The organism is Nocardia flavorosea NBRC 108225, from assembly GCF_001613385.1.
In the GTDB taxonomy this organism is placed as follows: Bacteria; Actinomycetota; Actinomycetes; order Mycobacteriales; family Mycobacteriaceae; genus Nocardia; species Nocardia flavorosea.
This window is the reverse complement of the sequence record NZ_BDCG01000025.1, coordinates 40,450-62,001: the sequence shown is the minus strand read 5'-3', so window position 1 is coordinate 62,001 and position 21,552 is coordinate 40,450. Positions and strand designations below refer to the sequence as shown.

At 61.7% G+C, this 21,552-nt stretch carries 33 protein-coding genes and 1 tRNA gene; 33 read left to right on the top strand and 1 reads right to left on the bottom strand.

Annotated elements, in window-relative coordinates; genetic code table 11:
• The first annotated feature begins 107 nt into the window (after window positions 1-107).
• The 21 genes from NFL01S_RS31360 (at window position 108) to NFL01S_RS37790 (ending at window position 10,218) form a co-directional block, all read left to right on the top strand.
• On the top strand, window positions 108-374 hold the full coding sequence (locus tag NFL01S_RS31360) for a hypothetical protein (protein ID WP_062979946.1): 267 nt from the start codon (window positions 108-110) through the stop codon (window positions 372-374).
• Window positions 371-742: a DUF6221 family protein gene (locus NFL01S_RS31355; protein ID WP_062979945.1), complete on the top strand. Its 372-nt coding sequence runs from the start codon at window positions 371-373 to the stop codon at window positions 740-742. Before NFL01S_RS31360 ends, NFL01S_RS31355 begins: the two co-directional genes overlap by 4 nt.
• Window positions 739-1,173: a DUF6221 family protein gene (locus NFL01S_RS31350; protein ID WP_245670972.1), complete on the top strand. Its 435-nt coding sequence runs from the start codon at window positions 739-741 to the stop codon at window positions 1,171-1,173. The genes NFL01S_RS31355 and NFL01S_RS31350 overlap by 4 nt, the downstream gene beginning before the upstream one ends.
• Complete coding sequence (locus NFL01S_RS31345) at window positions 1,170-1,355, top strand: hypothetical protein (RefSeq protein ID WP_062979943.1); 186 nt, start codon at window positions 1,170-1,172, stop codon at window positions 1,353-1,355. Before NFL01S_RS31350 ends, NFL01S_RS31345 begins: the two co-directional genes overlap by 4 nt.
• A gap of 165 nt (window positions 1,356-1,520) precedes the next feature.
• Window positions 1,521-1,790 (top strand): hypothetical protein, encoded by a 270-nt coding sequence (locus NFL01S_RS31340; protein ID WP_062979942.1) that lies wholly within the window; start codon window positions 1,521-1,523, stop codon window positions 1,788-1,790.
• A gap of 237 nt (window positions 1,791-2,027) precedes the next feature.
• Complete coding sequence (locus tag NFL01S_RS31335; protein ID WP_157117194.1) at window positions 2,028-2,540, top strand: hypothetical protein; 513 nt, start codon at window positions 2,028-2,030, stop codon at window positions 2,538-2,540.
• Window positions 2,540-2,899 (top strand): hypothetical protein, encoded by a 360-nt coding sequence (locus NFL01S_RS31330; RefSeq protein WP_062979940.1) that lies wholly within the window; start codon window positions 2,540-2,542, stop codon window positions 2,897-2,899. Before NFL01S_RS31335 ends, NFL01S_RS31330 begins: the two co-directional genes overlap by 1 nt.
• A 129-nt stretch (window positions 2,900-3,028) precedes the next feature.
• Window positions 3,029-3,682: a DUF7341 domain-containing protein gene (locus NFL01S_RS31325; RefSeq protein ID WP_157117192.1), complete on the top strand. Its 654-nt coding sequence runs from the start codon at window positions 3,029-3,031 to the stop codon at window positions 3,680-3,682.
• Window positions 3,679-3,834, top strand: a complete 156-nt coding sequence (locus NFL01S_RS35935; RefSeq protein ID WP_157117190.1) for a hypothetical protein — start codon at window positions 3,679-3,681, stop codon at window positions 3,832-3,834. The genes NFL01S_RS31325 and NFL01S_RS35935 overlap by 4 nt, the downstream gene beginning before the upstream one ends.
• A gap of 223 nt (window positions 3,835-4,057) precedes the next feature.
• A complete protein-coding gene (locus tag NFL01S_RS31320) occupies window positions 4,058-4,240 on the top strand; it encodes a hypothetical protein (RefSeq protein ID WP_062979938.1) in 183 nt (60 codons plus the stop codon).
• Window positions 4,237-4,842, top strand: coding sequence for a hypothetical protein (locus NFL01S_RS31315; protein ID WP_062979937.1), 606 nt, complete (start codon window positions 4,237-4,239; stop codon window positions 4,840-4,842). Before NFL01S_RS31320 ends, NFL01S_RS31315 begins: the two co-directional genes overlap by 4 nt.
• Window positions 4,839-5,162: a hypothetical protein gene (locus NFL01S_RS36220; protein ID WP_062979936.1), complete on the top strand. Its 324-nt coding sequence runs from the start codon at window positions 4,839-4,841 to the stop codon at window positions 5,160-5,162. Before NFL01S_RS31315 ends, NFL01S_RS36220 begins: the two co-directional genes overlap by 4 nt.
• Complete coding sequence (locus NFL01S_RS31305) at window positions 5,146-5,751, top strand: nucleoside triphosphate pyrophosphohydrolase family protein (RefSeq protein ID WP_062979935.1); 606 nt, start codon at window positions 5,146-5,148, stop codon at window positions 5,749-5,751. The genes NFL01S_RS36220 and NFL01S_RS31305 overlap by 17 nt, the downstream gene beginning before the upstream one ends.
• A gap of 164 nt (window positions 5,752-5,915) precedes the next feature.
• Window positions 5,916-6,485: a GIY-YIG nuclease family protein gene (locus NFL01S_RS31300; RefSeq protein WP_062979934.1), complete on the top strand. Its 570-nt coding sequence runs from the start codon at window positions 5,916-5,918 to the stop codon at window positions 6,483-6,485.
• 672 nt (window positions 6,486-7,157) lie between these two features.
• Window positions 7,158-7,232 (top strand) — tRNA-Met (locus NFL01S_RS31295).
• A gap of 268 nt (window positions 7,233-7,500) precedes the next feature.
• Window positions 7,501-7,929 (top strand): hypothetical protein, encoded by a 429-nt coding sequence (locus tag NFL01S_RS31290; RefSeq protein ID WP_062979933.1) that lies wholly within the window; start codon window positions 7,501-7,503, stop codon window positions 7,927-7,929.
• 39 nt (window positions 7,930-7,968) lie between these two features.
• Window positions 7,969-8,145, top strand: a complete 177-nt coding sequence (locus tag NFL01S_RS35930) for a hypothetical protein (RefSeq protein ID WP_157117188.1) — start codon at window positions 7,969-7,971, stop codon at window positions 8,143-8,145.
• Between the two features lie 513 nt (window positions 8,146-8,658).
• Window positions 8,659-9,570: a cutinase family protein gene (locus NFL01S_RS31285; protein ID WP_168433963.1), complete on the top strand. Its 912-nt coding sequence runs from the start codon at window positions 8,659-8,661 to the stop codon at window positions 9,568-9,570.
• Complete coding sequence (locus tag NFL01S_RS31280) at window positions 9,570-9,806, top strand: glutaredoxin family protein (protein ID WP_062979931.1); 237 nt, start codon at window positions 9,570-9,572, stop codon at window positions 9,804-9,806. The genes NFL01S_RS31285 and NFL01S_RS31280 overlap by 1 nt, the downstream gene beginning before the upstream one ends.
• A 20-nt stretch (window positions 9,807-9,826) precedes the next feature.
• Window positions 9,827-9,988, top strand: coding sequence for a hypothetical protein (locus NFL01S_RS35925; protein ID WP_157117186.1), 162 nt, complete (start codon window positions 9,827-9,829; stop codon window positions 9,986-9,988).
• Complete coding sequence (locus NFL01S_RS37790) at window positions 9,985-10,218, top strand: DUF7427 family protein (protein ID WP_443093708.1); 234 nt, start codon at window positions 9,985-9,987, stop codon at window positions 10,216-10,218. Before NFL01S_RS35925 ends, NFL01S_RS37790 begins: the two co-directional genes overlap by 4 nt.
• On the opposite strand, the gene NFL01S_RS31275 is transcribed toward NFL01S_RS37790, so the two are convergent.
• Complete coding sequence (locus tag NFL01S_RS31275) at window positions 10,211-10,453, bottom strand: hypothetical protein (protein WP_062979930.1); 243 nt, start codon at window positions 10,451-10,453, stop codon at window positions 10,211-10,213. The genes NFL01S_RS37790 and NFL01S_RS31275 overlap by 8 nt on opposite strands.
• A gap of 187 nt (window positions 10,454-10,640) precedes the next feature.
• Here NFL01S_RS31275 and NFL01S_RS31270 point away from each other — a divergent pair, with 187 nt between their 5' ends.
• The 12 genes from NFL01S_RS31270 to NFL01S_RS31215 all read left to right on the top strand — a co-directional run bounded on the left by NFL01S_RS31270 (window position 10,641) and on the right by NFL01S_RS31215 (window position 21,510).
• Window positions 10,641-11,168, top strand: a complete 528-nt coding sequence (locus tag NFL01S_RS31270) for a MarR family transcriptional regulator (RefSeq protein WP_062979929.1) — start codon at window positions 10,641-10,643, stop codon at window positions 11,166-11,168.
• On the top strand, window positions 11,165-12,508 hold the full coding sequence (locus NFL01S_RS31265; RefSeq protein ID WP_062979928.1) for a PBSX family phage terminase large subunit: 1,344 nt from the start codon (window positions 11,165-11,167) through the stop codon (window positions 12,506-12,508). The genes NFL01S_RS31270 and NFL01S_RS31265 overlap by 4 nt, the downstream gene beginning before the upstream one ends.
• Window positions 12,509-12,816: 308 nt before the next feature.
• A complete protein-coding gene (locus NFL01S_RS31255; protein ID WP_062979926.1) occupies window positions 12,817-13,953 on the top strand; it encodes a hypothetical protein in 1,137 nt (378 codons plus the stop codon).
• 618 nt (window positions 13,954-14,571) lie between these two features.
• Window positions 14,572-15,282, top strand: a complete 711-nt coding sequence (locus NFL01S_RS37745; RefSeq protein ID WP_084493421.1) for an HNH endonuclease signature motif containing protein — start codon at window positions 14,572-14,574, stop codon at window positions 15,280-15,282.
• A gap of 23 nt (window positions 15,283-15,305) precedes the next feature.
• Entirely contained in the window at window positions 15,306-16,913 is a 1,608-nt protein-coding gene (locus tag NFL01S_RS31250) for a phage portal protein (protein WP_084493420.1), read from the top strand.
• On the top strand, window positions 16,913-17,881 hold the full coding sequence (locus NFL01S_RS37740) for a phage minor capsid protein (protein WP_084493419.1): 969 nt from the start codon (window positions 16,913-16,915) through the stop codon (window positions 17,879-17,881). The genes NFL01S_RS31250 and NFL01S_RS37740 overlap by 1 nt, the downstream gene beginning before the upstream one ends.
• A 119-nt stretch (window positions 17,882-18,000) precedes the next feature.
• Entirely contained in the window at window positions 18,001-18,750 is a 750-nt protein-coding gene (locus NFL01S_RS31245) for a hypothetical protein (RefSeq protein WP_062979924.1), read from the top strand.
• Window positions 18,751-18,764: 14 nt separating this feature from the next.
• Window positions 18,765-19,682 carry a major capsid protein gene (locus NFL01S_RS31240; RefSeq protein WP_063916108.1) on the top strand — a complete coding sequence of 306 codons (918 nt, stop codon included), beginning with the start codon at window positions 18,765-18,767 and terminating at the stop codon, window positions 19,680-19,682.
• A gap of 69 nt (window positions 19,683-19,751) precedes the next feature.
• Window positions 19,752-20,060, top strand: coding sequence for a hypothetical protein (locus tag NFL01S_RS31235; RefSeq protein WP_062979922.1), 309 nt, complete (start codon window positions 19,752-19,754; stop codon window positions 20,058-20,060).
• Window positions 20,060-20,479, top strand: a complete 420-nt coding sequence (locus NFL01S_RS31230) for a head-tail connector protein (RefSeq protein ID WP_062979921.1) — start codon at window positions 20,060-20,062, stop codon at window positions 20,477-20,479. The genes NFL01S_RS31235 and NFL01S_RS31230 overlap by 1 nt, the downstream gene beginning before the upstream one ends.
• Before the next feature lie 345 nt (window positions 20,480-20,824).
• The gene (locus NFL01S_RS31220; protein WP_062979919.1) at window positions 20,825-21,124 is read left to right on the top strand and encodes an HK97-gp10 family putative phage morphogenesis protein; all 300 of its coding nucleotides are present in this window, start codon (window positions 20,825-20,827) and stop codon (window positions 21,122-21,124) included.
• A gap of 8 nt (window positions 21,125-21,132) precedes the next feature.
• Window positions 21,133-21,510 (top strand): phage tail termination protein, encoded by a 378-nt coding sequence (locus NFL01S_RS31215; RefSeq protein ID WP_062979918.1) that lies wholly within the window; start codon window positions 21,133-21,135, stop codon window positions 21,508-21,510.
• Window positions 21,511-21,552 lie beyond the last annotated feature (42 nt).

Genomic DNA, 21,552 nt, shown 5'->3' with positions numbered 1-21,552 from the left:
ATCGCCATGTCGTGGATGGAATTGCGGCTCGCAGGATACGTGATTGGGCTCGCGGACTATTGCGCGTTGGTTTCCGAGGTAGACGACATACTGGAGAAAGTGAATCAATGAGCGCAACAACAGAAATCAGCCCCAACAAGAAACTCGCAAAGTCTATCGGGAACCTCTCGCTGAAAATACTCAGGGTCGACATCGTCCTCACGGCCATTTTCGCGTTGCTGAAATACACCGATAACCTCGACTGGTCGTGGACGCGGGTCGCTATGCCTATCTGGTTGTGGCCCGCGCAGGCCGTCGGGGTGGTTGTCGGGTTGTTTATCGCAGCAGGCATATGGGTTGGGGTCACTGAAGCAGTGAAGGCCGTGCGGAAATGACCTCCATCGAGGAGTTCATCGAGGCCCGGCTCGGCGAGGACGAGCGGATCGCCCGTGCGGCCTTTCTGGCAGGCACGCCGACTACTGCCCAGTGGTCCGCCGATGCGCCCGAGGTTCGATCGGCCGATTCCACGCTGGTCGTCAAGCACACGTGGCCGAAGGAGGCCGAGCACATCGCCCGCCACGACCCGGCGCGGGCGCTTCAGATGTGCCGTGCCCTGCGTTGCATGATCGCGAGCCTGAGGCTGGCGCACTACATCGACGACGACACACTCGACGAGACCCTATTCCACGATGATCTGCGGCCGTTGGCTCGGGTGTGGCGCGCGCATGAGGATTTCGATCCGGAGTGGGAGTGGGCAGCATGAGCGCGGATGCGATATCCCGCTTGTTGGCCGGCCTGGAGCGTGACGAGCGGCTCGCGCGGGCTGCGACGGACTTGCCGCGACCGGTTACGAAGTGGCCTGAGAAGCGGCCGCCGTGGGAGCCCGAACGGTGGCGGGTTGATGAATTCTGCGACTTGGTGACTGTGAATGGTGCTGCGGACCCGATTTGGGAGGGGGACAGCGGTGGAGGACCGCGGGATATCGGGGTCGCGGAACATATCGCCGCTCATGATCCTGCGCGTGTGCTTCGTTGGGTGTCGGTTGTGCGCCAGATGATCGCGACCCGGAATGGTCTCGCGGGCTTGGATCATGAGTGCGAGCAGTGCGACGGGTACCGGGTCGAAATCGGGCTGTACGACGCGATATTTGCTGACCTGGCAGACATCTACACCGAGGATACCGACGAGGAATGAGCGGCCGTTTCGTTCTCCTGCTGGACCATGAGCCGCCCGCGACCGCTTACGTCGACGACTTTGGTTGGACGTTCTGGTTCTGTCGAGCCTGCGGACAAGTGGATGATTTCGAGCAGTCGTTGTCTCGTGAACAGTTGAGCAAGTACACGCGCGGGCATCGGCTTTTCTGCGGCGAGAATTAGCGTCGAATTCGTGGTTTGACTCCCGCCATATTCTTGTTTTAAGGCAAGGAGGTGGGTAGTGGATCTATTCGAGAATAGTCGGCCGACAGAATGGCCGCACTCCGACGATGAAGGCCCTCCGCGAACTGTTCGTCTCCTTGCCGTCGACTTTGACGAGGAGTGAACATGGAGCCGATCGAGAACGCTCGAAGAATAGCGAAACTGCTGCACCTGCGGTCAGGGTTTGGGCAGCCCTCCACATTCGAGGTGCAGGGTGCACAGTTGAATGCGTTGATTGCCATTCACGACGCGATCCAGGGGTTCGCGGGCATACAGTCACCGGACTACAGCAGTGGGTTGATCCCCGACAGTGAACGGCAGGAAATCGCTGGGGCTGTCGAGTTCCTGACAGGTGCGGCTCGGGAAGGGGAGCCCGGTGGACCGGATTGCGATTAGTGGAGTGGGTGTTGCGGTGGGTGTGTGCTGGCCTGCTGTTTTGGGTGGCCTATTGGAATCGGCCGAAGATGAGTAAACCTGTTACGGCCGTCCGATTCTATTGCGTGACACACAACTGCTTGGTGTATGAAGGTCGGCCGTTGAATGCCGAGGAAATACAAGCCGTCCGGAACGCGCACGTAATTATGCACCGGCCGACGACACCCAACGATATTTTCCCGAACCAGGAGAAACCCAATGCTTGAGCCCATCAGTGACGTCCGGTATTCGGCTGGAACATTGATCGGACTTCCCGCCGCCGCAATCATTGTTCTGCTGTTCCTTGCTGTAGCTGGACTCGGCTACCTCGGGTACCAGCATGAGAAAGACCAGCGGTACGGCGATACAGGGCTCGCGATCGGGGTTGCCGTCGGCGGCCTCTTTGCGGCGCTGTGCACCGTCGGTGTGTTCGTGGCCGTGTGGTGGCCTTTCAACTGGGAATATCACCAGCATCGACCCGTGCGCGGTGAAGTAGCGCAGATCGAATCCCGGATGCTCGGCGACGGTGCGGGCGGCATGTCCGAAATGTTCGCAGTCCGGTTCACCGGTGAAGCCATCGACTACCGGTGCGATGACACCCGTTGCGCTGCCGTGAAACGCGGTGACGTGCTCGAACTGTCCTGCAAGAAGAAGTGGCAGTGGTCCGGCACCCACGGCCGCGAATGCTCGTTCGTCGACACCGTTCCCGCCGTCCAGTCCGGAGAGAAATAATGCTCGGAAGCCTCAAATCCGTGTTCGTTCTCGCGTGGAACACGGCGAGCACCTCGGCCCGTGTCCTTGCCGGGATCGTGTTCGCTATATCCGTGTTGAACTTCGCCACTACCCACTACCTCGATGGGTTCCTGCTGCTCACCATCGGTGTATTGAACGTTGCCTGCATTGCGTGGGCGGGGATGGTGAAAGCCCGCAACGAGGCGATCCGTGAACTGTCCGAGGAGAACACGAAGCTTCGGCGGGACGCGGTTTCGGCGGATCACTCGGTGACTATCAACGTGACCGACGTCGCCGAGGCCGCGAAGAGTGTCCAGCGGATCGCGAACCTCTCCAAGATGCAGCACCCCGGCCGATGAGCGGCGACGAGAAGTACACGGTCGGAGGGCTACTGCCTGCCGACCTCCCGCGAATGAAACCCGTCCGCGTCGGAATCGGCCACGACGGCATGTGCATCTACGAGTGGGTTGAAGACAACGGAGACGAGATTGACCGAGACTCCTGAGCTAGTCGCCGGCGCGCGCACTGCATTCAGCGATGCCGTGCACCTGTTGGTGGGTTTGCGTGCGGATTCGATTGAGCGTGACGATTTTATGCGTGAGCATGTGATCCTGGACAGCCTGTACCAGGAGTTGCAGGAGCTTCGGTTCGGGGAGAAGCAAGGCAGCGAGTCGGTTCGGCGGGCCACGCATGGTTCCGCAGCGCCAGGGAACGTTTCCGCGATCTCCCTGCTCGACGATATCGACCGCACTGTTCGCTCGTGGTGGCCGAACGTCGACAGTGCCGAACATCAGCCGACCGTTGCCCGCCTGTACACGCTGTGCGACTGGCCGTGGACGCCTGACGAGTTGGCGGACCTGAAACGCATGACCCGCACCGTCGAACAATGGGTAGAGCGCGCCAACAGCATGCTCGCACCCGACCAGCGGCACACCTACGAGCTACGTGCAGCCTGCCCGTCCTGCGGTGAAACGTATCTGTCGGTGGATGACGGGGCGGGGGAGATGGTGCGCAAATACGTGCTGCAAGCCAGCCAGTCCAGCGCCGAATGCTTGGCGTGCGGCATGAACTGGGCGCCTGAAAACTACCGAGCACTCGCGTACGACCTGGGCGCGCCCTTGCCCGAAGGAGTTTTGGAATGAACCCCTATTTCGAACCCGCTGCGAACACCCGCCAGCACGCAGCCCTGCTGTACGACCAGTACGAAGCATACGTGCAGGCCGGATTCGATGAAGAACAGGCAATGGATCTGGTGAAAACGATGCTCGTGACCGCGCTGGGACAGGCGCAGTGAGAACCAAACTCGCCGATTGGTGGTATTACGCGCACCGTATTGGGGTGCTCTGCCACTGCGAGGGAACCATGGTCTGGTGCGTGATCGACAACATCGCGCACGAATGGTTCAAAGTGCCACTCGGTGGTGGGCATTGGCTTTGCCGCCGCCACGACCGGGCCGTTGTCCGCACGTACATGAAGAAAGAACACGGTGCACGTGCACGCAACCTCAGGAGGCTCGGATGGGGACGCTGAAACCCGGTGACAAGGTGTGGATCCCGTTCGGCGCTGACCGTCTCGCGGGCGTCGTCCTCTACACGTCCGGAGACACGGTGGGTGTCGCGTTCACCATCGAGGATGAGAGCGGCGACCTGCACCCCGAATGCGTGTTCCGTACTCATGAAATCGAGAAAGCAGACCAGTGACCGAACTGCGGATCGTCCTGCCTGCCATCAGCAGCGACAAAGTATCTACCGACCTCCGACATTTGACCCGCGCAATCGCCAAGGTGACCGGTGAACAACTCGCCGGCGGGCTCGGCGGGCCAGACGGCTACGGGTTCGATTACGAGACCAGCGTGTTCTCCATGTTCCCGTTCTGGTGGGGCGACTGTTTGTGCGGCTGGCAGGAACTGTCGGCGGAATGGCTCGACGCCCACCCCCACTCGAACACCTGCTACCAATCCGAACTGGAGCGGCGCGGCGCATGGAACTACCGCGACAGCGAATACGACCCCAACCTGCCCGCGCATGACGAGGTCGACTGCTTCGAGATCGCCCGCGAATGGGGACTGCCCGAAACGGGTGCGATGATGCACTGCACCTGCGAGCGGGAACCTGCCTATCAGGCATGGGAGCGCGAGAACCCGCACATGAAGACATGCCCCGAGATGCGGCCCAACTTCCTGTACAAGCCAACCGGGGCCGAAGTGAACTTCTACAAGTACATCGGCCGCGGCATGGAAATCGACGGCGACCTGCCCGCCGACTTCCTCACCAGCTGCCTCGAATCGCTGGGGGAGAAGTGAGCGGCTTCCAGGTGCTCGCCACCGACCGATATGGGTTCGGGGCCGCCATCAGCGAACTCGTCAACGTCCACCCCGAAACCGCTTGTCAAGGACGGGCCTGCGTCATCCACGCACCCACCGACCACCACATGCGGGCTTGGACGCTGCTCTGGCGGGACGACCGCGGCATCTTCGAACGACTGTGCCCCGAACACGGCATCGGCCACCCAGACCCCGACCAGTACGCGTACTGGGAGGAAACCGGGCAACTCGCCAACACCATCCACGGTTGCTGCGGCTGCTGTGCACGAAAGGAACCCGAGCATGGACCTGCTCTCTGACGTCGAAACCTTCAACCGTGCGGCCGATGTCCTGCTGTTGAATGAGCCCGGTTGGCCGCCGCACCCCGATATCGATCTCGCGCTCGCACTGATCGACGAGGAAGCCGGCGAACTGTGTGACGCCCTCAACGCGCGGGACATGATCGAGGTAGCCGACGGAATCGCGGACCTGCTCTACGTAACCGCTGGTCTGATTCTGCGGATCGGCGGGCGTGCGCTTGTTGATCTGCCGAACCTCGTCAACATCACCCATCGTGCGCCCGGATGGGATGTGTACGACAGCGAATTCACGGACTACCCGGAGAAGATCGAGAGCGCGGTCGCGAACCTCAAATATGCAGTCGAACGGCGCGAACACCATCTCACCTGCAACTACGCCGAAATCCTGGTCCTGTCGGTTGCGGCACTCGGTTCGATCCTCGCGTTGCCGATGGAAGCAGTCTGGAGGTCAGTTCAGGCGTCCAACCTCAGCAAGATCGTGGGCGGGAAAGTGCTGCGAAACGACGCAAATAAGATCGTCAAACCGCCCACCTACATGCCACCAGACATCCCGAAAGTCCTCGCGCTGTACGGGTGGAGAGCGGCGTAATTCGTGGTTTGACCAGCGCGAGAGAATAGAAGCAAGGTCAAACCAGCACGGGGGTTGCTATTTCTAGCGAATCGTCGACGTATCACTACAAGGCAGGGTTTGGGAGGCAGTGGAGCGCAGAGTCGGCCTTCGGCCACGCGCTTTGCGGGCAGCCTGATTGCGACGTGCCAGCAGCGGACGCGTTCGCCTCGTCCGTCAGCTTGTGTACCTGGCACTGGCAGAAAGCTATCCGGGACTTCAACGTCGCTACCGAGACTTTGCGGGCGTTCGAGTTCGAGCGTGAGGAGAAGGTCCGCGAGGTAGTACCCGCGGACGCGGAGCGGTTGCGGTGGAGTTGTCCTGGATGCGGTGATCGCGACACGTTGTGGGTGGACAGTCTCGGTGAGACCACGCGGTGCGTGTCCTGTTCGTTCGAGCGTGATGAACGCGAGTACCGGCGGCGGCTTACGCAATCGCATCTGTTTCACGGGTTTGGGAAGAGCGTCGTCTACTACCTGCGGTTCGGCCCGTATCTGAAAATCGGATACACGGGCAACCTGGGCGTCCGCCTTTCGAATCTCGTGCACGATGAAGTGCCGGCGATCGAGTTCGGCGCGCGGAAGCTGGAGAAGAAGCGCCACGGACAGTTCCGGTCGGCGCGGCATACCAGGGAGTGGTTCCGGTTGACGCCCGGCTTGGTCGACCACATCGAGGACCTGCGAGCGAGTGAGGCGCCCGAACGGGCAGCAGCCTAGAATTGTGGGACAAATCACATTTTGCGATTGTTTTGCAGGTGGGGGCCGTTTTGGCGGGCGGTAAAAGCGGTAGATACTTGTCAAATCGGCAACAAAACTTGCAAAATCCTACCTACTTGTGAGACCCTGTCTTCGGATACTTGGGCCCAAATCCAGTCGGCGTTCCGGCTTGGTGGGCATCGGTTGCGGCATCCTCTGGGGTGCCGAAGTGGGGTCGGTCTCCCGATGGAATCGGGCACCCAACCTTCGCGAAACCCCCGGTGGGCCGCTGATGCAAGTCGCCGGGGGCATGATCTTCCCCGTGCCGGTGGGCCTTGTCGTGTAAAGACCAGCAGTTGCGGTTGAAGCGAGCGGGGAACGCCTTACCTGAGGCGTTGTATCGGGTCGCCCACCCCATGCTCTCGTAGCTTGGGGTCTTTTCTGAACCGCCCCGGCGTATTGCGGACTTGATCACCCCTTGCGTCGGGGCCGCATACTGGGCCGCGGGACTTGCGGGCTTCGGCCTCCCCCTGCGGACATTGGAATACCACCCGTTGTCTTTGGCGGCGGGTTTAGTAATTGCGGCAGACGGAGCCCACAAGGTTCTGGGATGCCGAGCAGTGGGGTAGAGCCCACCAGTCCGCTTCGGTGGGCGACTACATGGCAGACCGCCCGCAAGGGTGCCTGCCTCATAGCAGTGTGGCGCAGTTCGGTGAGCGCGCTTGGTTCATACCCAAGAGGACGTCGGTTCAAATCCGACCACTGCCACAACGATGCCCGCCAAGCCTCCCAACGGTGCTCACTTCGGCGGGCTTTTCACTTTCCGGAGGCGTCCCGTGGCGATGATGGTGCACCGGAACTGTTGGATGGGCTGCTGCCATCCACCTGAGCGCGGTACTGCCCGTCAGCGTGAGAAGCGTGAGACTGCCCGTTGGGAATCCGAGTACGTTGATCCGCCCGAGGTTGAGTGGCGTGCCTGCCCGAAGGGTGGCCCGGATTGCGGCTGCCGACACTATCTGCCAGGAGAACTCGAATAATGTCCAAGTTCGCTCGCGTGTGGGACCGGAACTTCGCTCTGCTGTACACGTTCGAGCCCGGTGAGGACTATTCGCGGTTGCCGGATCTCGGGCATCCTCTCGCACATGCTATCCGCAGCGCTGACCCTGACCAGCCTGTGTTCCTGACTGTCGATGACGATGAGTCGGGTGAGCGCTGGTCGGGTCGTCTGGAGAACTGGCGCTCGGTGGTAACAGAGAACCGTATCCGGGGTGTCGAGTTGTCGTGGCTGGAGGACAAGTCGATGCCGCTGCTGGTTTGGCCGACCCCGGAGGACTATGCGACCCCAGGGTTCGCGCCGACCATCGAGGGCGCTGACTGGTGGATCGAAGGGCGACGGTTCCAGGAAATCGTGCGCGAAACAGCCGATGACGGCGCTATCCGTGTGACGTTGCGTCCCGCGGCTTAAGCCAGGAACCGAATAACCCACTATCACCATGGAGGCCCCATGTCGGGCTATACATTCACTGTCGCCGGCGAGTCCGGCACCATCACCGCTGAGGAACTGGTCGCTGCGATCAAAGACGTCCTCGGTGACGAACTGCTGCTTGTTCCCTCGGGCGGTACTACAGGTCAGGTGCTCACGAAGACGTCGGGCGGGTATGCCTGGCAGACCCCTGCCTGATCTAGGAGCCCCGGATGAGCATTGATCTTGATTCTGTTCTGTTGCTCGGCAAGATCGGCATGATCGTTGTCGAAGCACTGATCGACATTCTCGCCTTGATCGGCTGAATCTTAACTGCGCATACATGCGTGGTGCGACCCTGCGGGGTATCGCAATGAAGGTAGTGGCGGTGCTGCCAGGAGAACACCTACCGCGAGAATGGCGAGAGCCCCAGGCGCTTGCCCCCTAGCAGGGGTAGAGGCGATGCCGCATGCTATGGCAGAGGCGGCGCACACTGGGGCTTTCGCCTGCATTCTAACAGATTTCGCCAGCGCTCTCGTGCCCCATTCACGTTTCCGGGGCCGCCGCAGGATCTCACGCCGCGGTTGTAGGTGATCTCGCTGGCGTTCGCCGCTGGCTGCCTTTGGCGCCGCGGCTGCCCGCCGGCCGGTTGTCGCTACCTGGGAGCCGGCGGGCTCAAACTTCGCAGCGTCGGGAGGCGCCATGTCTCGTCGTCTCACGGCCGCTGTATGCGTGACCGCTGGTGTCGTATGGCTCGGGCCGCTTGCGTTCGCCACGCCCGCTGTTGGTGCCCCGGACTGTCGTCCGGTCACGATCGGTGTCGGCGGGAACGGGCAAAGGTTGGTCGAGACGGCTGGGCTGCCGAATTTGATGAGCCGGCAGTTGGATCGTGAGGCCACGTTGGGGCGTCAGACGGTCTCGGTGGACTACAAGTCCTCGGTTTGGCCGACCGGACCGTACACGAGGGATGAATCGGTCGCCGACGGGAAAGCTATCCTCCGGGACACTATCGCCGACTACCGCGCCGCGTGCCCTGGTGGTCATGTGAAGGTGATTGGGCATTCTCTGGGTGCGGAGATCGCGGGGGATGAGGCCGCGCTGGCCGATGAGGTTGTCGTGTATGGGGATCCGCGGACTGCTGGCGGTATCTATGATGCTCTGCCCGGGTTCCTGCCGGGTGTGAGTTCGCCGGGGCGGCGCGAGAACCACCCGAACACCACGAGCGTCTGCCACGAATTCGACGCAGCCTGCGACTCGCCGAACCCGCTCGGTGACCCTGTTGGTTTCGTCCAGGGTGTTGTTGGTGCGCTGTCGGGCTGGCATTCGTACCGTCCCGGTGAAGCCGACGAATACCCCGCGGGTGAGGAAACCCTGGTGCAGGCGCCGACACCGATCCCGGTGCTTCCCGAGTCGACCCCGACCGGGCTGCCCACCGAATACCCGGCCGCGCCGATCCCGACATGGGAACCAGGCCCACTGCCGAACTTCTACGGCATGCCGCCGTACGAGCCGACCCCGCTGCATGAGTACGTGCCCGACGAGGTTGAGCAGTACTTGCCGGCCGAAGCCCTCGCCTATATCCCGCCCCCGTTGCCGGCGCTCGTGTTGCCGCCGCTGCCTGACCTTGGAATTCGCCTGCCCTGATGCTTGAAATAACTGTATATAGCCGCCCAGATTGTCAACCGTGTAAGGCGGTCGCCCGGAAGCTAGATCAGCTCGGCGCCACCTATCGGAAGATCGATGTGACCGAGGACCCTGCCGCGGGGGAGTACCTGCGCAGCCTCGGATACGCATCCACCCCGGTAACTGTGGTCGGCGAACACCACAAGCACGGGTATGCACCCGAATGGTTGAAATGGGCGGCCTCGCAGGTCGCCTGAACACTTACTTGGAGGCCCCGATGAGATTCCGTTTGAAAATGGGGCCTTTCGAACTCGAAATCCAGATGCCCGAACCAGTGCAGATATCGCCCACCGATTTGGTGACCGCACTGTGGTCCGCAATGTCGCAGGACATGATGCCGCACATGCTGTGCCCTGAAGAGGAAGCGGACGAACCGTGACCCGGGCGCGTTTGAAGGCGTGGCATTTGTGGCTAGTCGTGATCGGGGTCGTAGTCGTCGCGGACGCAATCGCCCCAGAAGGGCACACCCTGAGTGAGGGCGTCGATAGAGCCTTAGAACGCAGGCCGCTGCTCACACGCGTAGCTATCGAACTGGTCGCCCGCCACCTCACGAACGATCTGCCGCCCCACTGGGATCCGATCGCGGCACTCGCGCGAACAGTCAGTTAACGTCCTGCTGGTCCTGCAACGCCCGCTTGCTCGCATCGATTACGCCGATACGTGACAGGCCGGACAGGGCAGCGATCTGCGGCCACGTCCACAGCCGACCGGTCGCCGGATTGATCTCCAACTTCAGGCGCGCAATCGCCTGATCACGTTCTTTAGCGGCTTCCTTACCGCGCTTCACCACCGCAATCGACCTGCGCAACCTCGCCACAGTATCTGTGTCCCGAGCACTGTTCATACATTTGAGATTACACTTCGGTTCGCTGCTTACGCTACCGTATAGTGCAAACTCGGACACCTGTCCGAACCTGCACATTTCCAGCGACCACCCCAGCTCATGGTTCAGCCCAGGCGGCGAACCATCCCCCACCCCCTAACGTGCGTGCACAGGCCAGGCGCCGTCACGCTCTCGGAGGTCGCCGAAAATGGCACGAAACCGTCGACACATCCCCGTCGAGAAACTCGTCGAAACGCAAGAGAAACGCAACTACGCGCTCGAACTGCGGCTCTCCGGAATGACACAAGCCCAGATCGTTCGAGAAACCGGCTGGTCCAAACAGAACGTCTCCAAATACATCAAAGACGCGATCGCGGACATCACCCGCGAAAACGCCGAAGAATACCTCGAACTCGAACTCCAGCGGCTAGACGAGATGTGGGCCGCTATCTGGGGGCAGATCGTCGACCCAGACAGCGACGACGAATACAAGAGGCAAACCTGGAACATCGACCGGGCGCTGGCGATCATGGAACAGCGCGCCAAGCTCACAGGGTCGTACAAGGCCGCTGAACTGAAAGCGATCGCTGAGGCCAAGGGCGGGCTCGCGACCGAAACCGCGTCGATGATCGGGAACTTCTTCGGCCGGCTCGAAGAACTCGTAGCCGCAGAACAGGCCACAGTCGGCGAACAAGACGACGAACCCGACACCGACGAACCGGGCGAATCCGAGTGAGCGTCCTCGACGAACTGCCGCTATCCCGGAAACAGATCGTCAGCATCATCGAATCCCGGCGTCATCGAGTGTCCATCTGGGCCGGAGCTGTACGAAGCGGCAAGACGATCGCGAGCATTCTCGCGTTCTACGACGCGATCGTGCACGCCCCCGACACAGGGTTGATCGTTGTCGTCGGCCGAACATTGCAGACCATCGAACGCAACATCATCGAGCCGATGCAGGACGAGATGGTGTTCGGTGAGTGGGCGCACGAGGTGCATCACACGCGCGGGTCGAACACTGCGGTGATCCTCGGGCGGACCGTGCATTTGATCGGCGCCTCGGATGTTCGGGCGGAAGGGAAACTCCGTGGCCTGACAGCTTGCCTCGCACTCGTGGACGAAGCGACCTTGTTGCCGGAGAACTTCTGGACCCAGCTCCTCGCCCGCCTGTCCGTGCCCGGTGCCCGCTGTTTGGCGACGACGAACCCGGACAACCCGAACCACTATTTGAAGGTCAACTTCATCGACCGCGCCGGCGAGTCGGGAATGAATCTCGGGGCGTGGCATTTCACGCTCGACGACAACCCGAGCCTGGCGCCGGAGTATGTGGCGGCGATCAAAGCCGAGTTCACGGGTTTGTTCTATTTGCGGAACATCCTCGGGCGCTGGGTCGCTGCTGATGGCGCTATCTTCGACATGTTCGACCCGGACAAGCATGTTGTGCCCTGGTCGGAGTTGCCCGACATGCGGTGGATCCTCGGTGTAGGTGTCGACCACGGCACCACCAACCCGACTCACGCTGTGATGATCGGGCACGGTTCCGACGATGTCCTGTATTGCATGGATGAGTGGCGGTACAAGGCCAGCAACGCGGAAGCACGTAAAACGAACGTCCAGTTGTCGGCTGGCCTGCGGGAATGGCTCAATAAGGCACATCACCCCAGCGAGGACCCGGAGAACCCGGAAGGGTTCCGCGGGTATGTGATCGCCGACCAATCGGCTGCCGACTTCCGTGTCCAGTTGAAACAAGACGGACTGCCGACGCATCCCGCCAAAAAGGACGTGTTGTACGGGATCCGGACTATGACCGCGCTTGTCGCGTCCGGCCGCCTGAAGTTCTCCGATCGCTGCCCGGAGTTGATCAAAGAGATTCCGGGGTATGTGTGGGATACGAAGGCGACCGAGAAGGGTAAGGACGAGCCGATCAAGTTGAATGACCACGGCATCGATTCCGCCCGCTATCTCCTAACTACCGCTGAGCGGAAGTGGCGGCGGCAGATCAAGTTGAACGAGCTGCCGTTGTCGGTCGAGCCGGAGCCTGTTGAACCGCGGCTGGTTAAGCGTGTGATGTCATAATTCGTGGTTTGCCTGCGCCCATAGCATATGCGTGTAGGTAAATCAACAGGAGGCATTGTGTCCCTCGCTGACGAACTCGACAGCATCCGGCAGCGGAAACGTGGCCCAGTCGCATGCACTACTGGTGTGTGGCTTGCTGGGCTTGACGAGCGGGACCGGGCAGCGTTCGAACGGTATGTGGCGGAGGGCGGCCAGTTGCGGACCCTGCACCACACTGCCGTTCGGAACAACTGCGACGCCTCCGAAACCCAGTTCCGGGTGCACTGCAAGAAGCGTTGCACCTGCTACATCGGCCTGGAGGTTGCTGCGTGAGTCTCGCTGATGATCTCTTGAAGCAGCCGACCGCGGTCGAGGCCGAGCATCGGGCGCGCACCGAGTACGACGGTCAGACGGGTGGATATCTCCAGACTGGTCCGCTCGCCGAACCGCCGGCCTCGCATGTCGAGTTGCTGAAGCAATTCGGGTACGACCCGGACGAAGTGCAGATCGTAGGCGCGCCACGAATCAGCCGTTGGCAAACCTACGATGAGCGCTGGCTCTCGGCCTACCGGTTCCAGATCGCGCCGCGAACTGCTTCGGCCGCAGGGCTGGAAGAACTGATTGCCTCGATCCGGGACCGTGAACCCCATCGGCCGGCCGAGTCGGCTGGCGATGGCGTATTCGTGTACCAGGCCGGGGACATGCAATTTGGGAAGATCGACGGCTACTCCGTGGAAGGCTCGGTGAACCGCTACTTCCAGTCGGTAGATCGCGCGCTCGCGGAGTTGAAGGGGCGGCAGTCTCGGGACCGGATTGGCGCCGTGCATCTCGCGTTTGTCGGTGACTGCATCGAGAACGGTGGAGTCTCCCAGGGCGGGGCGCTTGCATGGCGGCAGTCGCTTACCGTGACCGAACAGGTTCGACTGTGGCGCAGAACTCTGCTGGAGACCGTCAAGGCGTTTGCTCCGCTCGCCGATGAGGTTGCGGTATCGGTGATCGGCGGCAACCATGATGACGCCACCCGCGTGCCTGTGCGGACTCGCGCAGACGACAACTGGGCCACCGAAGGCGCTATCGCGGTAGCCGATGCCCTCGCCGAGAACACCGCGGCCTACGGGCATGTGCGTGTCCAGGTGCCGCCGAAAGACCAGGGCTACATGACAGTCCGGGTCGGCGAAAGCGTGTTCACGCTGCTGCACGGACACCAGTTCCGGAAGGGCAAAGCTGACGCGTGGTGGGCTTCGCAGGCATACCATCAGGGCAATCCCGCTGGTGCCGACTTTCTTCTGCACGGGCACTATCACGAGACCGGTATCCAGCAGTCTGCTGCCCGGACGATCATCTGCTCTCCAACATTCGACGGCGGGAGCGCCTGGTACCGCGACAAGACCGGTGCCGAATCCCGGCAAGGCGCGTTGATCTACACAACGCGCGGACGAGAATTCGAGAATCTTTCCTTGGTTTAGGCGGAACATGAACCCGCCCAGGACCGTTGGATATTACGACAACAGAAAAGACCCCGGCGAGTGCGCTAACACTCCCGGGGCATGGCCGACTAGTAGGAGTCGACAATTTCCAAGGATACACCACGTGTCTGCACGGCCGTGGACTGCGAGAAGCCCCTTCGTGCCCGTGGATACTGCGGCACTCACTATGCAATAGCTCGCCGCACTGGCGAACTGGCCTTGCTCCCTAAAGTCGAACGCTCCGGTGAATGCACGGTGGAGGGCTGCGGACGGCCGAACCTCCGGCGCGGGTACTGCTCACCGCATTATCAGCGCTGGTATCGAGGAAAAGACCTAGCTCCCCGGGTTAGGGAGCGGCGTGGTGTTGCGTGCAAGGTTGAAGGCTGCGCGAAGGCGGTCAGCGCCCGTAGTCTCTGCGGGACACATTATGCGCGACTGCTGGCGACAGGCACTACGGACGATCCCGTATACGTCAAGGACCAGCCCTGCGCAATCGAGGGATGCAAGAACCTCGTTGGGGAAAAGGGAAGCCGCGGCTGGTGCCCATCTCACTATTGGGCGTTCAGGCAATTCGGTGACCCACTAAAATTCGCTACCTCAACTTGCGAGGATTGCGGCATGACCTGGCGGCGGGACCGGGGCCGCGCCCAAAATCTCTGTAAAGAATGCCGCGCGAAGCGCAGATGTTCGGTCGACGAGTGCGGAAACCCAGTCGAGAAGCTGGGGATGTGCTCCCGCCATCACTGGCGTTGGAAGCATTTCGGCGATCCACTGCGGGAGCCGCCGGTCCTGGACCGTGCAACGCCGTGCTCTGTCAGTGGCTGCGAGAACGTAATTGGGAGACTTGGCAGTCTGGGATACTGCGGCCGCCACGCGCACCGGCATTACCGCTACGGCGATGTTGCGGGCCCTCCGCCGCGCTGCATTCCATGCGCTATGTGTGCCACGACATTCAGCGCCACAACACCCGGCGCAACATACTGCAAGGACTGCAAACCGAAAGCCGCAGCGCTTGCATCCGCGCGCTGGAATGCTGAAAACCGGGACCGGTGGCGCGCATACGGTCAGGCGTACGAGGCGAAAAAGAAGAATGCCACGATCATTCCGTTCGGCCCTGAATCGGTAACCGCTCGGTGGGAGTATTTCGGTAACCGTTGCTGGGTTTGCCGTGGTGAAGCGACCGCGACCGACCACGTGAAGCCGCTGAACAAGGGCGGCCCGCATATGCCAGCGAATCTGCGCCCGATATGCCAACCCTGCAACTCTTCCAAATCTGACAAATGGCCGTACTTCGCCGATATGCGAAGGGCGTCGCCTAGTCGCCCATAACTTGTAGGAGGCCACCAGTGCCGATGCCCGATTATTCTGGCGAGTGGCCCCCAAAGCCTCATGACCTGGCTGCCGATATGTACGGGGAGTACACCGCGTGGTGGAGTGGGAATTCTGACGATCTGGCAGAGATCTACAGCCGGGCCGTCCCCTCCGCGCCTGTGCGCCCAAGTCAACTTTTAGGCGGGGTGCGGGGCGCACTCAGTCGATTCTGGTGGGGGCGTCCTGTTTTCAACGACACGAAGCGTCTTCACATCCCTGTAGCTGCCGATTTGGCGACCATGTCGGCGGATCTGCTGTTTGGGCAGCCTCCGACTTGGCTGTGCACCGAGGAGACGGCCACAGACGTAAAGGGTGCGCAGGATCGCGTGAACACCATCCTGGATGGCGCTGACACCCTCGCTACCCTTCTGGAAGCCGCTGAGGGGGCCGCCGCATTGGGCGGAACCTACTTGCGGCTCTGGTGGGACGAATCTGTCGCGAAAAAGGTCATGATCGGCGCGGTAGCCCCGGACGCTGCCGTGCCGCAATGGCGGTACGGGAAACTTGCGGGTGTCACGTTCTGGCGGATCATCGGGAAAGACAAGCTCGGCACGTGGCGGCATTTGGAGCATCATGAGCCAGGCCGGATTGAGCATGCCCTGTATTGCGGGGATGATGGCGCGATCGGCCGGCGGATGCCTCTGGACGCGATGGACGAAACCCTCTGGGCCGCGGAGCTGGTGGATGAGGAGTCGTCGATCCCGACCGGTATCGACGAGTTGACGGCCTGCTACATCCCGAACGTTCGCCCTACTCGCAGGTGGCGTAACACTCCAGGTTTGTCGCCGTTGGGACGCTCGGATTTTGAGGGTTTGGAGCCCTTGTTCGATGCGCTTGATGAAGCGTGGTCGTCCTGGATGCGTGACCTGGACCTGGGGAAGGCCCGGTTGTTCGTCGCGCAGGAAGCTCTGGAGGACAAGGGCCCCGGTATGGGGTCTTCGTTCGATCGTGAGCAAGAGATTTTCACTCCGGTTCCTGGTAATCAGATGCTGCCGGAGGACGGCCCGAACCAACTGGTGCAGGCGCAGCAGTTCAGTATTCGGGTTGAGGAGCATGCGAAGACCTGCCAGGACTTGCTGAAGCAGATCCTGCGGGGGGCGGGCTATTCGGCTGCGGATTTCGATGACGCTGATTCGGTGTCGATGACGGCTACCGAGGTGTCTGCGCGTAAGGACAAGTCGAATCAGACCCGGAACCGGAAACTGCTATATGTCCAGGCTGAACTCCGGCCATTCGGACTCGCGGCACTCCGTCTAGACTACAAGGTCTTCGGCGGTCCGGATTTCGGGTTGAAGGAAGCCCCAGAGCTGCACTTCCCGGTGCGTGTGGATCAGGATCCGGTCGCGTTGTCGACTGCCATCAGCAACCTGAAAATTGCGCAGGCGATCAGTACCGAAACCGCGGTGCGCATGTTCAACCCGAACTGGTCGAACGACGAGGTCGAAGAGGAAGTGGCGCGGATTCTCGATGAGGTCGCGCTGACGGTCCCGGACCCCGACGGCGGTGAGTTCGAGTCCGCCGAGGATGAACCGCGCAACGACTTCCAGGACGAGGTCGAGCCTGACGTTGAGGTTGCGGAGGCGGCCTGATGCCTCTTACTCCGTCCTTCGGTGATCGTCGTATCGGCCCGGTCACCCGCTTGTATCGGCGCTTGGAGCGTCGCCTGCTGGAGCGTCTTGCTATGGCGGTGGCGCCGGGTGTCGGGCATGCGGTGGTGTGGGCGATGCGGCTGCTGGCTCGGTTGCCGCGGTTTCGGCGCAATGTTGAGCGTGATGTTGCCGAGACTGATCGGGATATGGCGCCGGCAGTTCGTGCTGCGGTGTTGGGTGCGTGGCGCGACGGTGTTGCAGCGGCTCGACATGACATCCCTGGTGCTCCTCGCGCTGATGAGGGTCCGGTGGAGCGTCTGATTGATGAGGCGGTCGATACGGTGCGGCGTACGCATGCGCATGTTCCGACTGTCTTGGATGGCGCGTATCGGGCTGTCGTTGATGAGGCTGTGCGGGCGGAGCGTGACCGTGGGAACACTGATCGTGCCCGTGTCGTGCAGCGCGCGCTAGATGCGTTCGCGCGCCGCGGCATCACGGGGTTTGTGGATGCGCGTGGCCGGCGTTGGGATCTCGTCTCGTATGTGGAGATGGCGGTCCGGTCGGCGATTACTCGCGCTGAGGTGGATGCGTATTGTGCGCAGGTTGCCGCGGCAGGGCACGATCTGATCGTGGTGTCCGATGTGGCGGGTAGCTGCCCGCTGTGTTCGCCGTTTGAAGGTCAGGTGCTCTCAATCTCGGGGGCTACAGTCGGCGCGATTGCGAGAGAAGCGACCTCGGGCCGGACTGTCACTGTGACAGTGTGGGGTTCGGTTGCTGAGGCTCGTGCACGTGGCCTCTGGCACCCGAACTGTAGGCACGTAGCCAGCGTGTGGACTCCGGATGATCCGGCGCCGCCCCGTGCGGTGCGTGTCCCTGATTCTGTGCGCGCTGAGCGCCGCCGTGCTCGCGCGTTGGCGCGCCGTGAGCGCCGTAATGACCGCGTCCGGTATGTGGCGCAATCCGATTAAGCTTCCCGCTTTTCTATAGCGGGTTCTGACCCTCGAATTCTATTCGGGGGTTTCGTCATATCTGCACCCGAATAGGCCAGGTTGCCATTCGGGTGTTTCTACATGTCCAGGAGACATTCATGGCCGACGAAGCCGCAAACCAGGAAACCACAACTGAAAATGTATCCGTCGACGAAGCTGTCGACACCTCGGTCGAGAATTCGGAAGCCGGTGACGCTGTACAGGCCACCGAAACCGATAAACCGGCCGAAACTGAAGCCTCGAAAACTGAGGCGGACCCGGAAATCTCGCGCCTGAACAAGGAAGTGGATCGGCTCCGTAAAGAAGCCGCCGCGAACCGCGTAAAGGGCAACGAGAAAGCCGAGAAAGCGGCCCAGGAGGCTGCGAAGAAAGCCAGTGAAGAACTGGTTTCGAAGCTCGGCAAGGTTCTGGGGCTCGTCGAGGACGACGCTGAACCTGATCCCGCGGAGCTGCTGCGTGCAGCGCAGGAGCGGGAGACGCAGCTGGCAACCGAGCGTGACTCGGTCGCTGAAAAGCTGCGCAACTATGCACGGAAAGACGCCCTTTCTGCTGCCGCTAAGACGGCTGAGGGTGACCTTGATTCCATTCTCGATTCGGTCAAAATTTCGAAGGCCGTCGAGAAACTTGACACCGATTCCGACGATTTCGCTGCCCAGGTGGCCGAAATTGTGGCGGAGGCTGTCGAAGCTAATCCGAAGCTGAAAAAGGCGCCCGCCCAGGCGGCGGCTCCTCGAAGCGGCGGAGACCTCTCCGGCGGGAACGCGGCACCTAAGCCGTCGCCCGGTCGGGATTCTGTCGAAGAAATCCGGCGGCGTAAACGCGAACAGCGTGAACGCGACGGATTCTGATCTAGGAGCCTAAATTGGCTAACAATTTTCTGACCCCTGACGTTATTGCGCGTCAGACTCTCGCGAACCTGTACGAGAACCTGGTCATGCTGCCGCTGGTGCATCGGGATCATTCGCAGGAGTTCAATGCGAAGATCGGTGACACCGTCAACGTCCGCAAGCCTGCTGTGCTGACCGCGAACCTGTTTAACCGTGCAGACGGTATCCAGTTGCAGGACGCGGAAGAGGGCAGCGTCCCGGTGAAGCTGGACAAGATCGTTGAGGTGTCGCTGCCGATCCCGGATGAGCAGTACCTGCTTGAGCTGGAGTCGTTCGACACTCAGGTCTCCCAGCCTGCTGCTGAGGCAATCGCTCAGCACATCGACCGCGCGATCATCGCCCACGCCAAGACGGCGACCACCGCCGTTGCTGGCGTGACCCCGACCGGGTTCGAGTGGAACAAGCCCGAAGTCCTGATTGAGGCTGACCGGCTGCTGAACATCGCGAAGGTTCCGACTCAGCGGCGTCACGCCGTCGTTGGTCCGACCGCCCGCGCGAACTGGCTGAACTCGACTCTGATCAAGCAGGCCGACCAGAGTGGTTCTACCGATGCCCTCCGTCAGGGCTCGATCGGCCGGAATCTGTTCGGTTTCGACGCTTACATGACCCAGAACATCGTCCAGCCGGCTGCGGATCCCGCGAGCGGTCAGCCGACCACTGAGGTTGGTTTGGCGTTCCATGAGACGGCGTTCACGTTCACTTCGGCTGCTCTGCCGCGGCCGATGGACGGCACCGCGTATGCGATCGAGTCGTACAAGGGCATCAGCCTGCGTGTGACCCGCGCGTACGACCAGAACAAGATGCAGAACGTTGTCAGCTTCAGCGTTCTGTATGGCGTGTCGACCCTCGATGCGAACCGCAGTGTTCTGCTGCGTGGCGCGCTGGAAGCCTGATTTTGACCTGCGCCGCCTGCCAAATGGTGGGCGGCGCAGTCGATCGGCTGTCTGACTTGGAGAACGGTAGTGCCTTACTTCTATAAGTATTTGGGCGGTGACCAGGATTTGCTGGTTGAGTCCGAGGATCCGCGCCCTGACCTTTTGGAGTGGGCGTACTGGGTTGAGGTCGACGCGCCCGCTGAGGCGGAGCCGGAGCCTGTTGTCGAACCGGTCGTTGAGCCCGCCCAGGTGGCGGAGCCGGAACCTGCCGCAGATGCTGCATTTGAGCCTGAGCTGGTTGTCGAGCCGGAACCTGCGCCTGAGCCGAAGAAAGCTCCCGCGAAGAAGGCTGCTCCTCGCAAGGCGCCGGCCAAGAAGGTCGCTGGGAGCGAATAATGCTGGTGTATGCCGCCCCTGATGATTTGATGGACGGCTGGCTGGTCGACGTACCGGAAGAACCGGTTGCGTTGCGGGCGATCAAGTTCGCGTCGGCGCTGGTGCGTCGGGCCACATCCTGCGACCACTATGAGGTCGACCCTGCTGGTTCGCCGACTGAACCGGATGTGATCGAGGCGATGCGTGACGCTACGTGCGCGCATGCGGCGATGTGGATCGAGGCCGGTATCAATCCGGCCGCTGGTTCTGCTGGCCGAGAGATCGGCATCCAGTCACAGTCCGCGGATGGCGGCTCGGTCACCTATGGGGACAGTGTCTCGGCTGAAGAGGTCGAACGGTCGCTGAATTTCCTGTCCCCGGTCGCTCTCGGGATCCTCAAGTCTGCTGGGCTCGCGTCGACAAGGCCGGACACGTGGTGACGTATGCGCACCCGCAGTATCCGGGCGGGACGATGCTGACTGTCCTGCGGGATTCGCCTGATCGTGACTGGCAGGGCGATCCTGTCGGTGCTGGTGGGGCGCCGCATCAGATCGGGCCGTGTGATCTCAAGTGGGGGACTGACACCGAGGACAACGAGCGCGGGGAACTGCTCGTGCTCACGGCGCGGGTGACGGCGCCGCATGGTTCGGATGTCGTCTCGTCGGATCGGATCCAGTTGCCTGACGGTCGAATCTTTGTGATCGACGGGCAGGTTCGGGAGACTCCGAATCCGTTTACGGGCTGGTCTACCGGGGTGCGGTTCACGATCGCGAAGGACGGTTCCAGTGGAGTACGACGGAGCTGATTTCGACCTCGACCGGACGTTCATGCGGGAGTCTGCCGAACTGGAGAGGTTCGTTCACGAACTCGCTGAACAGGGCGCCGACAGGTGGGCTGCACGAAGCAAGTGGCGGACGGGCTACAACGCTACGAGCGTTCAAGCACTGTCCGGTCCAGGCGATGACGGCCGCATCGAAGGCGTCGTCTACGCACACGGGCATTACGCCCGCTTCCGTGAGCACGGCACCCGCTACAACAAGGCCGAACACGTCATGCGGGACTTCATCCGCGATATCGAAGGCTAGGAGGCGCCGTGTCTCTGCCTGATTATCCGGAGTACGACGAAGTCCTGAAGGCCCTGTTCGACGGTCTCGCCCCGGTGGTGACGTTCATCGACGATGACCTGCCGGCCGAGTACATCTATGTGCAGCGTGTCGGCGGCCGTGAAGATGGGGTGTTCGATAACCCTGTCGTCGATGTCGAGTACGTGGGTCCGACTCGTGCCGCTTCTAAGGCTTTGAAGAAGGCTGGTCAGGAGCGGGTTCGACACTGTGGGAACACTGCGCCCGGCGGGTTTCTGATTGATGTGGCTGAGGAAGTGACTGGCGCTATGCCGATGTCGCCTCAGCAGCGGGATATGCGTGAGTTTATCGCTACGAACCGCTTCTCTTATCGGCGCCCTCGCGCCTAACTCTTTTCTCTTCTGCACGCCACCCGCACCAATTTTCGGTTG